16 protein-coding genes are annotated in these 13,811 nt (G+C 36.4%); 9 read left to right on the forward strand and 7 right to left on the reverse strand.

Translation table 11 applies throughout. The features are described from left to right. Positions 1–114 precede the first annotated feature (114 nt). Positions 115–1,110, reverse strand: coding sequence for a YihY/virulence factor BrkB family protein (locus CAL6303_RS18955; protein WP_015199438.1), 996 nt, complete (start codon positions 1,108–1,110; stop codon positions 115–117). A gap of 445 nt (positions 1,111–1,555) precedes the next feature. Here CAL6303_RS18955 and CAL6303_RS30015 point away from each other — a divergent pair, with 445 nt between their 5' ends. After that, entirely contained in the window at positions 1,556–1,807 is a 252-nt protein-coding gene (locus CAL6303_RS30015; protein ID WP_015199439.1) for a hypothetical protein, read from the forward strand. 310 nt (positions 1,808–2,117) lie between these two features. Here the strand turns inward: CAL6303_RS30015 and hpxZ are convergent, their stop codons facing one another. Both hpxZ and CAL6303_RS18965 read right to left on the reverse strand, forming a co-directional pair. Then, positions 2,118–2,501 carry an oxalurate catabolism protein HpxZ gene (gene hpxZ / locus CAL6303_RS18960; RefSeq protein WP_015199440.1) on the reverse strand — a complete coding sequence of 128 codons (384 nt, stop codon included), beginning with the start codon at positions 2,499–2,501 and terminating at the stop codon, positions 2,118–2,120. 30 nt (positions 2,502–2,531) lie between these two features. Beyond that, positions 2,532–3,731, reverse strand: a complete 1,200-nt coding sequence (locus CAL6303_RS18965) for a hypothetical protein (protein WP_015199441.1) — start codon at positions 3,729–3,731, stop codon at positions 2,532–2,534. Positions 3,732–3,884: 153 nt separating this feature from the next. On the opposite strand from CAL6303_RS18965, the gene CAL6303_RS18970 reads away from it, so the two are divergent. The 4 genes from CAL6303_RS18970 (at position 3,885) to CAL6303_RS18985 (ending at position 7,418) form a co-directional block, all read left to right on the forward strand. Further along, positions 3,885–4,334, forward strand: coding sequence for a KTSC domain-containing protein (locus tag CAL6303_RS18970; RefSeq protein WP_015199442.1), 450 nt, complete (start codon positions 3,885–3,887; stop codon positions 4,332–4,334). Positions 4,335–4,532: 198 nt separating this feature from the next. Then, the gene (locus tag CAL6303_RS18975; protein ID WP_015199443.1) at positions 4,533–5,729 is read left to right on the forward strand and encodes an AbrB family transcriptional regulator; all 1,197 of its coding nucleotides are present in this window, start codon (positions 4,533–4,535) and stop codon (positions 5,727–5,729) included. Between the two features lie 21 nt (positions 5,730–5,750). Further along, on the forward strand, positions 5,751–6,521 hold the full coding sequence (locus CAL6303_RS18980) for a class I SAM-dependent methyltransferase (protein WP_015199444.1): 771 nt from the start codon (positions 5,751–5,753) through the stop codon (positions 6,519–6,521). 360 nt (positions 6,522–6,881) lie between these two features. After that, on the forward strand, positions 6,882–7,418 hold the full coding sequence (locus tag CAL6303_RS18985; RefSeq protein ID WP_015199445.1) for a TIGR02281 family clan AA aspartic protease: 537 nt from the start codon (positions 6,882–6,884) through the stop codon (positions 7,416–7,418). 5 nt (positions 7,419–7,423) lie between these two features. Here CAL6303_RS18985 and CAL6303_RS18990 read toward each other — a convergent pair whose 3' ends face one another. Continuing rightward, positions 7,424–8,458, reverse strand: a complete 1,035-nt coding sequence (locus CAL6303_RS18990) for a WG repeat-containing protein (RefSeq protein ID WP_238993719.1) — start codon at positions 8,456–8,458, stop codon at positions 7,424–7,426. 447 nt (positions 8,459–8,905) lie between these two features. On the opposite strand from CAL6303_RS18990, the gene CAL6303_RS18995 reads away from it, so the two are divergent. The 4 genes from CAL6303_RS18995 to CAL6303_RS19010 all read left to right on the forward strand — a co-directional run bounded on the left by CAL6303_RS18995 (position 8,906) and on the right by CAL6303_RS19010 (position 11,471). Then, positions 8,906–9,511, forward strand: a complete 606-nt coding sequence (locus CAL6303_RS18995; protein ID WP_015199447.1) for a vWA domain-containing protein — start codon at positions 8,906–8,908, stop codon at positions 9,509–9,511. A 143-nt stretch (positions 9,512–9,654) separates the two neighbouring features. Then, on the forward strand, positions 9,655–10,260 hold the full coding sequence (locus tag CAL6303_RS19000; RefSeq protein ID WP_015199448.1) for a vWA domain-containing protein: 606 nt from the start codon (positions 9,655–9,657) through the stop codon (positions 10,258–10,260). A gap of 157 nt (positions 10,261–10,417) precedes the next feature. Next, positions 10,418–10,948, forward strand: a complete 531-nt coding sequence (locus tag CAL6303_RS19005) for a dihydrofolate reductase family protein (RefSeq protein ID WP_015199449.1) — start codon at positions 10,418–10,420, stop codon at positions 10,946–10,948. A gap of 121 nt (positions 10,949–11,069) precedes the next feature. Beyond that, positions 11,070–11,471: a salt stress protein, Slr1339 family gene (locus tag CAL6303_RS19010; RefSeq protein WP_015199450.1), complete on the forward strand. Its 402-nt coding sequence runs from the start codon at positions 11,070–11,072 to the stop codon at positions 11,469–11,471. 102 nt (positions 11,472–11,573) lie between these two features. Here CAL6303_RS19010 and CAL6303_RS19015 read toward each other — a convergent pair whose 3' ends face one another. The 3 genes from CAL6303_RS19015 to CAL6303_RS19025 all read right to left on the reverse strand — a co-directional run bounded on the left by CAL6303_RS19015 (position 11,574) and on the right by CAL6303_RS19025 (position 13,723). Then, the gene (locus tag CAL6303_RS19015; protein ID WP_015199451.1) at positions 11,574–12,074 is read right to left on the reverse strand and encodes a 2TM domain-containing protein; all 501 of its coding nucleotides are present in this window, start codon (positions 12,072–12,074) and stop codon (positions 11,574–11,576) included. A 458-nt stretch (positions 12,075–12,532) separates the two neighbouring features. After that, positions 12,533–12,727 carry a DUF2949 domain-containing protein gene (locus CAL6303_RS19020; RefSeq protein ID WP_015199452.1) on the reverse strand — a complete coding sequence of 65 codons (195 nt, stop codon included), beginning with the start codon at positions 12,725–12,727 and terminating at the stop codon, positions 12,533–12,535. 198 nt (positions 12,728–12,925) lie between these two features. Continuing rightward, the gene (locus CAL6303_RS19025) at positions 12,926–13,723 is read right to left on the reverse strand and encodes a creatininase family protein (RefSeq protein ID WP_015199453.1); all 798 of its coding nucleotides are present in this window, start codon (positions 13,721–13,723) and stop codon (positions 12,926–12,928) included. Positions 13,724–13,811 lie beyond the last annotated feature (88 nt).

Below are 13,811 nucleotides of genomic sequence, written 5' to 3' on the forward strand. Positions count from 1 at the left end.
AGCCGCTACGCGCCTATAGGGTGGGGTTAAATTCTATGCAGCTTGCCAGAAGGGCTAGCTGAACGCTAACACAAAGAATTGGTATTATAGACAAAAAACTTATAATTATTCCAATTATTTCCTTTTCGATTTACTAGCAGAACGATTTAACCAACTAAATAAACCTTGTTTTTTTCGACGTGAGCGTCCGATTCTTTGCTCTCTATTCGGGTTCATTCCTTGTTCTACACGGGCTGATTCAGTTAGAGGAATTGCATTTTTGTCCGGAACTATCTGTGAACCATATTTACGAGCATAAACTTGTGTAAATTCTGCACCAAAAAATAAAATTTGGGCTGCATAATTAACCCATACCAGAATTACAACAATAGAACCAGCCGCCCCATAAGTTGAACTGAAGCTAGCTCTACCAAGATATTGCCCTAAAATAAACCGACCTAAAGAAAATAATAGTGATGTTAATGTAGCACCAATCCAAACATCAGCCCAAGCTATTTTAACATCAGGAAGAACTTTAAAAATTAATGCAAATAATGCAGTTGTAACAGCAAATACTAGTAAGATATTCACCATTTGCCAAACAATATCTATACCTGGGAGGATATTCTGAAAATATCCGATTAGTGCAGCCAAAATCGCACTCATAACTAAAGAAACTAGGAGTAAAAATCCAATACCAAATACTAATGTAAAAGATAAAAAACGCTGTCTGATAATTGTTTTGACAGCTCGCCCAGGTTTCGGTTGTACTTCCCAAATTGTATTCAGAGAATCTTGTAATTCTGCAAATAAACCTGTAGCACCAAATACAAGAACAACTAAACTAACTAATGAAGCAATCGTTCCTTGTTGAGGCTTATCTGCGTTTTTTATGGCAGTTTGGATGACTGCTGCTCCATCTCCTATCAAACCCTGAAGTTGATTTTCTATAGCACCTCTAGCTGCGTCTTCCCCAAAAACTGCACCCGCAATGGCAATAACAATAATTAATAATGGAGCAATGGAAAAAATTGTGTAGTAAGACAATGCTGCTGCTAAACGTGAAACTTTATCTTTACTCCACTCAGAAAATGTTTCTTGAAAAAGCTCCAGAATTGCCTTGAATCTCATTAATTATCTCCTTGAGAACTATATGTATTTGGGTAAGACCTAATTTATACATCAGTTTACCTATATAGGTATCCTTCTACAGATAGTTTTTCCAATGCTAAAAGCAGAATGATGAAATACTGGATCCATTTACAGTCATTCTATTGTCAAGATAAATCCAGTGTAAAAGCTAACAATATTTATTCTTTATGACAATATATACTTAATTTTGTATAACCACTTATAAGGCGCTCTGGCTGGACTTACTCGAAGTCTTGTTTTACCATGGCGGTTACGTAAGTGCTGTTGAGACAAAAAAACTATAAGTTTAAATACTGTTGAGTATCTTCGGCTTCGATTTAACAGCAAATTGACGGGTTATTCTTTGAGTAAAATCACTGAGGTATTAAAAATTAATTCAATGTAAAAATTAGAAAATCTACTTCCATTACATTTGGGTGCAACAGTGCGTAATTTTAGTGATTTATCCTTAATTTACAAGCGGTTTCGGATCATCGCGCAAGATAAGATTGATCGAACTTATTTTGTTCTCTTCGCTAAATATAACGAGAATGATTCGGAAGAATTTATTTGGTGTCGTTCTAATAAAAAGCTATCTTTAGGACAAGAATTAGAGGGATATTTATGTACGTCTGAAAGTTTACAGCATCCGCCTACATTAATTGTTGGTGAATGTAACTCTATTATCCCTACTTAAGTTATTAAGCCTTCATAAAAGAGTCCCTGAGTGAGCTTAGAGTCTATGCTTGCATCAGTGTAAGACTAACATTAGATGTTCAACCTGACAGCAATTTTCACCTATTTTAAGCACATCATTTGTAGGGGTAAAGCGCATTGCTAAACCCCTAAATTATAGTCTATTTACCTGAAAATGGCTGTAAAAGATGCTCTGTATCTCTACTAGTCTGTCAAGATAAAAATGATGGTTGTAGAGACGTAGCACTGCTACGTCTCTACGGGATTGTGGATGTGTACGTAGCCGTCAAAATAAAATTGACAGACTACTACTAATCAATTAAGGAAACATGGGCTGAAACCACTTTCCAACCTTGTGGAAATTTATACCACATTTGGCTTTGTCTTCCAGAACGTTCAACTCCGTCAATAATTCTTTTAAACTCTAAGGTTACTGATGCTGTGTCATTACCAAAAGTTATTACTTGGAGATGGGAAATTTGCCGTTGGAGTTGAAAGCTAGGACGGTTATTGCGAAAATTACGAATTTCTTCAGTTCCATAGAGATTTTCTGCTAATCCAAATCGGACTACATCTGCTGAATTCCAGAACAGTTCGTCCATGATTTTTAAGTTATTACTACACAAAGCCGCTTCGTATTCTAAATATAATTCTGTGACTTCTGCAACTGTGGCAGGATGATTAATTAGAGTCATTTGAGATTCTTTTAGTTTATTCGATTGCTGTTATTTTTTTACTAAAATATATGCTGTCGCATATTCTGGTAAATTCCGAATATTTTTGTTGAATTCTTGTTTATTAGCAAAAATTCCAGCCAGGAAGTCTAGTTGATATAGACTTGGTAAAAATGCACCACCGGTATCACTAATAATTCCCATCCTTAAAGCTTTGCTTCCCGCTTTATTATATTCAAGAATCACTATTCTACCTAAGCCAATATTTAAAACGTCTCCCGCAAATGTTACCCCTGGTTTAATGGATATTTTCGCATCTATTTTATATCCATACCCTTTGATGGCATCGACTTTCCGGAAGTACCAATATCTTTTTTGATTGCGAGGTGCTACTTTTTTGACATATGGGATTTCGTTACTTCGATCGACATTGTAATATGCTTGAGTTCCATCGGTAAAGTTAATTAATACTGTTCCTTCCATCAAAGCTTCTTCTAGTCCTTCTCTTGTTAAGTAGGCTAGGGCTTCAACTTTGCCATATTCTTTTCCCCCAGGTTCATAAATACCAGAGAGAACATCCTGTTTTGTGTATTTTGTATAGAATTTATTCTGCGGGTTGTTGTCTTTTAAACTATAAATAGGAATATTATATTGTTTCGTTTTTTTTCTAGAACCAGCATGTTTAAACACTGCATATTTTGTTAGTCTGATTTTGCTTTGGTTCGGTTTTTGGGGGTTATTTGCAGTCCATTTTATTACTCTAAAGTTTTGATTGATAAAGTTTGGATCTTGCAAACGGGTTGGTCTTTTATTGCTGATATCTTCTTGGAGAACCAAGATCATAAAATCTAAAGTTTTCAAGATATCGCTAACAGTAACTCCCTGACTTTCTAAAATACCTTTGCGGGATATATCTGGATCTGCGCCGGAATAATCTTGATAGTACTTGCGGGTGTTGACTAAAACTGTTAATAAATCTGCTGAATTAAAATTAACTTTGGTTGATGGTAGTTTTGCTGAAGTAAAAATCTGACTGGGATTAACTTGGTACTTGGGATTTTTGGCTTCATCAATGACTTGGTAGGGTGTTGTTGATGGTTGCTGTGCTAGATGATTTTTTGTAACGACAGCATTTTGTTGTGTTGGTGATTTTTGTAGCTGACCATATACGTATCGAGTACCTGTAGCGACGACTAGAAAGGTTGCAAAACCAATGCCTAATCCCAAAAAACGACGAAAGTTCATACCCATAACTTATATTACCTTTGATCTCTAATCACAAATTACTTGACCACAAAATCACTCTATGGTACTTTTGTACTTATAGGTGGCTTGGTGTTGGATAAAAGTATAGCCTTACCGAAGCTGCATATTGTACATGCCTAATCCATAGGAGTGGAAGTGATGAGGTTATCGAAGCTGGACTTAAGTAGTGTAGTTGCGATCGCATACTCGGAGGAACACTTACAATTATTGTTGAACCGAGGTGACGAGTTAGAACTATTGGCAGTTCCCGCACCACTGGCAGCTTTTGAGGGATTGCAACATCTCAATGAGATGGTTGCGGATGTTTTAACTCTTCCATCACAACCCGAACCGATAGCAATGCTTCCTGTGGATTCGTCTATGGCAAATGCGGTGGGGTATGACAGTGAAAATCAAGTTTTGCAGGTTGAGTTTTATAACGGTGCTACCTATCAATTTTCGGGAGTTGAACCACAGATATGGGAGGAACTCCACGAAAGTGATTCTATAGGTAGATATTTTAATGCCGAAATTCGAGGTAATTACGAATGCAATGCTCTCACAGAGAGTGACTGCTATCATCGCATCTACACTGAAGACGAATGTTAATTACCTAACTACAGGGTTCCTGGTTGCTCCTGGCTAATTGTTGATTGTGTGGTTACAATTGACAGTTAGCTTTTTTTCTATGAATTGAGTTGCTAGTAGCGGCAAAAACTTGTGCAAAATCTTACAAATAATAGGTGCTTGTGGAACATAATCGCGCTACGTTTAGAGGAGAGTATAATCAAATGATTTAATTAAGAAGTGTTAACAAATTCAATTTTAACTGTTGCTTCCCCTCAAAAGGAATGCATTAATCAGGAAATTTCTGCGTCAAAATCCAAGATACAACTTAAACAACTAACTGTTTTATTTTTAGAACTGCTGCTAGCGTTACCTTTCGGTTTGATATTAACGCGGCTAAAAATTGGGGGTATGTCCTGGCTCTTTGGTGGTATTGGAGCAGGTATTGTTATATTACAAGCTTGCCGAATTTTTTATGGATATACAAGCAAACCAAATCGTCATGCTCGACAAATTGGTATGATGTTAGTGGGTTTGACAATCGGTTTTTCTAACGCAGGAGCTAATTTTTCTCACATTGCTTCAGGAATTCCGGTTTTCGTCTTCCTCACATTATTTCTTTTAATAAGTGGTAGTTGCATTGGTTATACTTATTCGCGGTTAAGTCAGACGAATATTTTAACTTCAATGCTGGCAACGGTTCCCGGTGGTGTGGGTGTGATGGCTGCTATTGCTGCTGATTATGGTAAAAATGTAACTTTGGTGGCATTGGTGCAGGTGATTCGTGTAACTTGCGTAGTATTGCTGATTCCATTGATAGCTCGCGTATATGGTGTTACTTATGTAAGTCCCCAGAGAATTTTTAATCCAGCAAATTTACTCAACATCGAACCTGCATATTTAGCAATATTATTAGTTTTATTTTTGATTTGTAGCTTAGTTTTAAAATTAGCTGTAAAAATCAAGTTACCTGCTGCCTACTTGTTTAGTGCTTTAGTTGTAGGTCTCTTTTTTAACAATCTGCTGGAGATGCTGCCAATGTTTGGTTATAGCAGCTTTCACCCTCCACAATTAATCAGTATTATCGGTCAAACCCTTTTGGGTATTACCATTGGGGAATATTGGGGTGAAAAACCAGCTTTTGGGAAAAAGAGTATATTTTATGCAATTATATCCACTATCATGACTTTGACAGCAGGTGCGATCGCGTCTTTAATTGCAATGCAGTTAACTACGTGGGATTGGTTAACTTGTTTGTTAGTTACGGCACCTGGTGGTGCAACTGAAATGATTTTAGTTGCTTTAACAATGGATCATAATGTTGAAATTGTTACTGTAGGTCATTTAGTTAGGTTAATTGCCATTAATTGTTCGTTACCTCTTTGGATATATTTGTTTCGTCGTCTGGATAATCAATTGGATATTTCGGAAGTATAAGTTTACTAAGGAAAGTTATTTATGTTGACAAATCAATGGAATACAAATTTGTACGAAGATAAACATGCATTTGTATGGAAATATGGCGAAGATTTAATCAACTTATTATCTCCTCAAGCAGGAGAAGAGATTTTAGATATTGGTTGTGGAACTGGACAATTAACTGCAAAAATCGCTGAAGCTGGTGCGAATGTTTTCGGAGTTGATGCCGATTTTAAGATGATTGAAAAAGCAAAGCTGAATTATCCAAATTTAAGCTTTGCTGTTGCTGATGCCCGTAATATTAACTTAGAAAAGTCTTTTGATAAAGTTTTTTCTAACGCCGTATTACATTGGATTAATCAGCCAGATTTAGTAATTCAGAGTATTTTCCAAGTTCTTAAACCTGGAGGTAGCTTTGTTGCTGAATTTGGGGGAAAAGGAAATATGAAATTAGTTACTCAAGCAGTTACGTATGCTTTAGCTGCAAAAGATTTAGATGTGGGAAATATGAATGAATATTGGTATTTTCCCAGTATTAGTGAGTATACTCATGAATTAGAAAATAACGGCTTTGAAGTTATATATGCAACTTTATTCGATCGTCCTACACCTCTAGAAGCAGGTGAAAATGGGATGAGTAATTGGTTGAAAATGTTTGCCAGTGGTTTTTTATCGAAGTTATCAAATCAACAGCAAGATGAGGTGATTCAAATTGCTGTAAATCAACTTAAACCGACACTTTATCAAAATGGACAATGGATAGCTGATTATCGTCGGATTCGGGTTATTGCAGTGAAAATATCATTATAATTTACCATGTCTGGCAGATACAGCATTTTGCAAGTGGTACATTCCTGATACGTGATGGTGCCGATGGAGTATTTTTGTACCTTAGAAAGTTATACCAATTGAAATAATGATTGCAACACATGCAACGGTAGGGACGTAGCAGTGCTACGTCTCTACAAATATGTATCTGTCGCGTTGTTTTTTCAAATCGGTATTAAAATTTCCTGTAATACCCTACTGATAGGTAATTTAATTACGTACAGGGTTCTAATTTAAAGGAATTATGAATTTTACTTTTAGCAGAGACATTTTTCTACGTTGTCAGAACTTCTCTGGGTAATCTAAATATAGATAAATCAAACCAGGTCTGAAAGTATAAATATGAAAGTTATGCTAAAAAATTGGCTGAGTGCGATCGCTTTCATCCCTGTAGCCCTATCCATATTACCATCAGTAGCAGAAGCCGAAGTTGTAAATAGTTGCTTTATGGTGACATCCTCCGGTAGAACTATCAACCTCGGCAAACTTTGCGGAGAAGTCACAGCAGATACCCGGAATTTTCGGGTACCAATCAAACGACGCAGTGGAAAAACTCCCGTAATTGATGTCACATTTAACGGGAATCAAGTTTTTGAGATGATTGTTGATACAGGTGCGAGTGGGACTCTTGTCACCGAAAAAATGGCAAAATCTCTACAAATAAAAACCTCTGGTGTTGTGAATGCTAGTATTGCTGATGGTAGTCAAGTTCAATTTAAAACAGGTCTAGTTGAATCCATCGCTGTCAACGGTGCAATAGTCAATAATGTGGAAGTAGCGATCGCACCCAGAGGGGAAGTAGGATTATTAGGTCATGATTTCTTTGGTAACTATGACATCAAAATTTTAGAAAAAGAAATTGAGTTTTCCCGACGTTAATCAACCTACCGAGTTGGTTTCCAAACGAATTTACCCTCAGGGTTGATATAACCACTACGACTGCGTACATAAACCAATGCTAAACCATCCGTAAAGCTGAGTGCTAATTCGTACTTCGGTGAAATGACTATTTTTCCGGTTTTATCGATAAATCCGTATTTTTCCCCTACCTTCACAGCTGCCAAGCCTTGAGAAAAAGTTGCAGCCCTGTTAAACTCGAATGCGATCGCATTTTCACCTCGTGGGTTAATATATCCCCATTTTTCACCAATTTGCACCGCAGCAAGTCCGCTGGAAAATTCTTCAGCATCTTGAAACTGAACTGGAATTACAATATATCCAGCAGTATTTATATAACCATATTTATCATTGATTTGAACTGCGGCTAGACCTTCCGAAAAGCGAAAACTACTTTCAAATTTTGGTTGAATGACGACTTTCCCATCAATATCAATATAACCCCATTTACCATCTATTTGAACTGCTGCTAAACCCTCATAAAAATGTAATGCTGCTTCAAATTGAGGTTGAATTCTGAACTTTCCATCTGAAGTAATATAACCCCACTTGTCACCAATTTGCACAGGTGCAAGCCCATTTTTAAAACCCATGGCATCTTCAAATTGAGGTGATATTACTGTTGTTCCCGTTCCATTAATATACCCATATTTAGAATCAATCGTCACCACTGCCAAACCATTTTCAAAAGTAGATGATGACCGATATTTTGGTGGAATTACTCTTTTACCTATGCGGTTAATATATCCATATTTTTCACCAATTTTCACCTGGGCTAATCCACCAACAAAACCATCAGCTAAATCAAATTGAGGTGAAATAACAACATTTCCATATTCATCTATAAAACCATATTTTCCATCTTGAATGAATCTGAATAGTTTATTTGATATTTTTTCTGGATTTACCGAATTATATATTTGTTCAGTGGAATATCTCCCTAAAGCTGGTGTTTGGTAGTTAATAATCATCCCTATTAAGACGATAAAATATGAAAACTGATGATGTATTATTTTATTCACAAGCATTAGATTTTAAGCTGTTTGATCCTTGGTAAACGACAGTATTTTTTTAGTATCTATCTATACTCACTCGTTGAGAATCGATAGATTTTATTTTCTACCGTCAAGTATTAATTATTGAATAGTAGCTTAATTATTTGTTCCCGAATTAGATAAATAGAATTATCTGGCTTTAGATAGAAATAGATATTATCAGAATTATCAGATAGATTGATCTATAAATTTTTGTTTTCTACCTCTTAAGAAAGAGAAGCTTTGTCAAACTTGCAGAAATCTCACTATATGACTATATACAAAAAGATTGAATACTAAAACCCCAAACCATCAAGGAATAAATTTTATGAAAAACCATTCCAATTCAATGCCGTTAGATTGACTAGCGGTTACACTAGTACAGCAAGGGAAATCATCCTTTAACGATACAACAGCAACCTTATGGGAAATGATATGGCTAGTAACAGAGACTACACGCTAATTATCGATAAAAGTGGTAGTATGTCCACTCCTGACCAGTTGGGTGGCAGAAGTAGATGGGAAATTGCTCAGGAATCCACCATTGCCTTAGCAAGAAAATGTGAGCAATTTGACCCAGATGGAATTACTGTATATGTATTTTCCGGTAGATTTAAACGCTACGAGGATGTCACCGCAGATAAAGTTGCACAGATTTTTATGGAGAATGATCCTGCTGGAACAACAAATTTAGCAGGTGTTTTGCAGGACGCAGTTAATAACTATTTTCAGCGAAAAACTGCGGGGACAACTAAACCCAATGGTGAAACAATATTAGTTATTACTGATGGGGAACCGGATGATCGGAAAGCAGTATTTGAGGTCATTATTACTGCAACTAGACAAATGGATCGTGATGAAGAATTAGCTATTTCCATGATTCAAGTTGGCAAAGATCCGCAAGCAACTAAATTTCTTAAAGCATTGGATGATCAGTTAGAAAGTGTAGGGGCAAAATTTGATATCTGCGATGCCATAACTTTAGATGATATGGAAGATATGAGCCTTGCAGATATATTAATGAATGCAATTACAGATTAAGCATAATAACCATAATTATTGAGCGATGTATTCTGTTTCCAGTTCAGAGGAACGTCAGTTAATGAATGAATTCAACAAAATCATCAATCACAAAAGATGATTCAATTGTAGATTATGAACTCTAGAAAGCATTGAGGTTGAAAATGTTAGAAAATCGTGACTATACCCTAATTATTGATAAAAGCGGTAGCATGGCAACTCCTGATCAAAAGGGAGGTAAAAATCGCTGGTCTGCTGCACAAGAGTCAACTTTTGCTTTAGCTAGTAAGTGCGAACAGTTCGATCCTGATGGGATTACAGTATACGTTTTCTCAGGAAAATTTAAGCGTTATGAAAATGTCACATCGTTAAAAGTATCACAGATTTTTCAGGAAAATGATCCATCGGGAACAACAGATTTGGCAGGAGTTTTAAAACATGCTACTGATAGTTATTTTGCTCGCAAAAACAACAAAGAATCAAAACCAAATGGTGAAATTATATTAGTTATCACCGATGGGGAACCAGATGATCGTAAGGCAGTGATGCGGGTAATTATTGAAGCATCTCGCCAAATGGAACGTGATGAAGAATTAGCAATTTCTTTCATCCAAGTTGGAAATGATCCACAAGCGACACGTTTTTTAAAAGTTTTGGATGATGAATTGCAAAGTGCCGGGGCAAAGTTTGATATTTGCGACACCATAACTATGGATGATATGGAAGATATTAGTTTATCGGAAGTATTAATGAATGCAATAACTGATTAAAAATCGGTTCTAAATATCGTGAATGATTAAAACACAAAGGAGCCATATTTAGCAATCGATCCTTAACTTGGAAGCATGTACGATGAAGCACAATCTATCTTATTTGCTTTCAATTCATCTCTTCCGAATACCCACCCGTAATTATTGATGAAGTGCTATGGCAACAAAGTTTATTCTTTACATTGCTACTAGCCTTGATGGCTACATTGCAAAATTAGATGGAGGGATAGATTGGCTACCATCTCCTGAAGTAATGGGAGAAAGTAACAGTTACACTCAGTTTTATGACTCAATTGATGCGCTGGTTATGGGTTCAACAACCTATGAACAAGTTTTGGGATTTGGAGATTGGGTATATCCTGGCAAACCTTCTTATATTTTGACATCTCGAAATTTATCAACAGTCCGTACTGATATATTTTTTGCTAGGGGTGGTATTGAAGAAGTTATAAAGGAGATAAATCAGAAAGGATATCAACGAGTTTGGGTAATCGGTGGTGGAAAAGTTGCATCGGCATTCATGCAGCATAACTTGGTGGATGAATATATCATTACTATTATTCCGATTATTTTGGGAGCAGGTATTTCACTTTATCAATTGGTTCCCGAATTAAAGCTCGATTTGATTCATGCAAATTCAGATTCGTCAGGTATGGTAGAGCTTTACTACAGGAAGCTAAATAGTTGAAACTCTGGATGCTGATTGCCTTTGAAAATACAAGCTGTTCCAGGTGGAGTTGATCTAAACTTAATATATAACCTGCGAGTAACAAAGCTGGAAAATTAAATTCACAAAGTTAGTTAAACAAATGGATGAGATAGATAAACTGCTTGCAGAAATTCAGCAAGAGTATTCACAACCTAAACCTAAGCTACCAAATTCAAATTCTCAGACACCACAAAACAAATCTGCTAGTTCTACACCAAAAAAGTCTGGTTCAAATTCGGTAGATAGACTTTTGACAGAGGTGCAAGCAGATTTTCAAGAGAAAGATTTAGCTGAAGAATTGCAGCATAAACAGCAAATAGAAGCAGAAAGAATTAAAAAGGAACAATTAAAGATTCAGCAAGCAGAAGTTTTTAAAAAGCAAGCTGAGGATTGGTTAAAAAATTTGGATCCGCTTTCTTCGGAAGGACTTTGGTTTGAAAGGTTTGCAGAACAGTATCCTTCTAAGTTAGAAGCAGCGGTGGAGTATTTGGCAAGTAATTGATAATTATATAAATAACTAATATAAATAACATAAATAAAGAGAGACCCGACATGTCTCGTCTCTACGGATGTTTTGGATTTTATACATGTATTCTAAATACATTTAACGATTCACTGCCGCTAAAACTCGATTGAAGACTTTCCCAAAAGATTGTTTTAGCTGACGTTGCTGATACCATTTCTGAAAGGCAAATTCGTAGTCTTCTCCCTGTAACTGGAAAGTATTCCAAGCATTCAGACTAATTCCCAATCCCCAAAAGACTAAGATATATAGTGACCAGGATAAACCACCGCCGCTAATTAAATCCAGTAGTAATAAAACAGTATTCACTATGGCAAACTTAACGAAGCGCTTTTTAAATCGGTAGTTACGAAAGTTATTAAAGTCTTGTCTTTGTTGATTTTCCCTCTGATTGAATAACCAATCAGATTCAGCTTTTTGGAGTAACTCCGGTGCTATTTCCAGTTCCCCAGCGATTTCTGCTAACTGCTGATAAGAGAACTCCTTATTATCGTCTTTCACCTGGTGCGCGATCGCAATCTGGAGAATCTGCTGAATATCTTCTTGGCTATAAGAACGATTTTGATTATTTTCAGATGTCATAACTTTTACTTATTGCTAAATTCAAGTTGAATGATTAATAAAAATTTTAGTAGATGTCTAAATGTCAATAAATTTGACATAAGTTAACAGAGATACTTTGATTTCTCAATCATCCCCCTAACTAGCCTAGCAAATAGACTTTTTACTGTGTTGTTCGGTTTTACTATATTTGATTACGCATATCCGCACCACAGAAATTCAGAAGCCAAAAGGAAACTAGTTAAACCTCGTCCATGATCAAAAGTGTAGTTTTGTAATTACGCAGATGCGTAAAGTCTTAAGGCATCAAACAAAAGCAACTTCACTTCTTCGCACCAGTAAGCAGCTGGTTCTGAAAATAGACGAGGTTTATATAGTTTCTCTTTATTAATGCAATTTTTGATTATTAGCGATAAGTTTTCTTTACACAGATGTAGAGAGAAACATGGTTTTAGCTGAGGGAAGTGCTTAACCCCTACTTAAACATTGCCATACAGCCAGTCAAAAATTTGATCCAACTGAGTCACGCTAATTAATCCATATTGCCAAAGAATCATTGGCAATATACTGAGATTTTGCTCAGAGTGGCGTAATGCCAGTAACAAATCTGACGTTGGTATTGCTAAATCGGCTTCTAAAAATCGAACAAATTGAGCAAATCTACGGTTTTCCATGATTTCAACCCTGGCTCAACTAAGATATTAAAGTTACATTATCAAACGCATAAATGCTCAAGTAAAGTTAAAATGCATTTACATTTTAGAGAAATGTAGCATTTTATCAATCACTTAGACATCTACTATCAATCAGTTAACACACCACCAAGTTTGAATTGAGTTCTATCTTACAACCATCCTTTTAAAATGGAACATTTAATTATTCAATCGAAAGGTATAAATATCTTTAATTGCTTGCACCCAACCATCAGAAACTGACTCTAGGATGCGATCGCCTTTCTCCTTTGTAGCAGTTGTTGCATCTCCAATTATTCCACTTTTACTAATATCTTTTGTAGTCCAAGATACAGGCAATTTTCCTTCCAAACTAATCAAGGTGGCTTCTGCATGTTCCGGAGGATACTCGGCAATAGCTTTTTCCATTTTGACCTGTTGAGGCAGCAACGACAGCATAATACTGGTTTCAGCGTCTCCGGCGTGCATTCCTTGTTGTGCTTCCTTGGGTGTGAGCAACTCTTTGGTGATATGGGGAACGCGCCAAGTAAACAGCGGAAATACTAGCAAGTCAGCATATAGAACGTGTAAATCTCGCGCTACCATTTGCATTACTTGCGGTTGTCCTCCGTGAGAATTCATTAATACGAATTTTCGGAAACCAGCACGGTAAATACTATCGCCAACTTCCATTAAAATTGATGAGAGTGTTTCTGTGCTTAAAGTGATGGTACCAGGGAAGTGGATATGCTCATTTGACTTACCATAGTAAAGCATTGGTAATGCAAAAGCCGGGATATTGCTATCGAGTTTTGTCAATGCTTTCCCCAGTACTCCTACACCAATTGCTGCATCAACAATTAATGGTAAATGGGGACCATGTTGCTCAATTGCCCCCACTGGTTGAATAATTACAATATTCTCTTTATTTGGTAAATCCTGGATATCTGTCCAACTCAGATAGGGAAAGTACCGTTCTGGGGGAATAAAACTGTGCATAATTTTAGGTAATGGGGGTTTTACGGCTTATTTAACCATGCTTTGGAATAACTAGGAAGGGAGTGGAAAGCCCAAAGTCATCTGTTAT

It is taken from the genome of Calothrix sp. PCC 6303 (assembly GCF_000317435.1).
Taxonomy (GTDB): domain Bacteria; phylum Cyanobacteriota; class Cyanobacteriia; order Cyanobacteriales; family Nostocaceae; genus PCC-6303.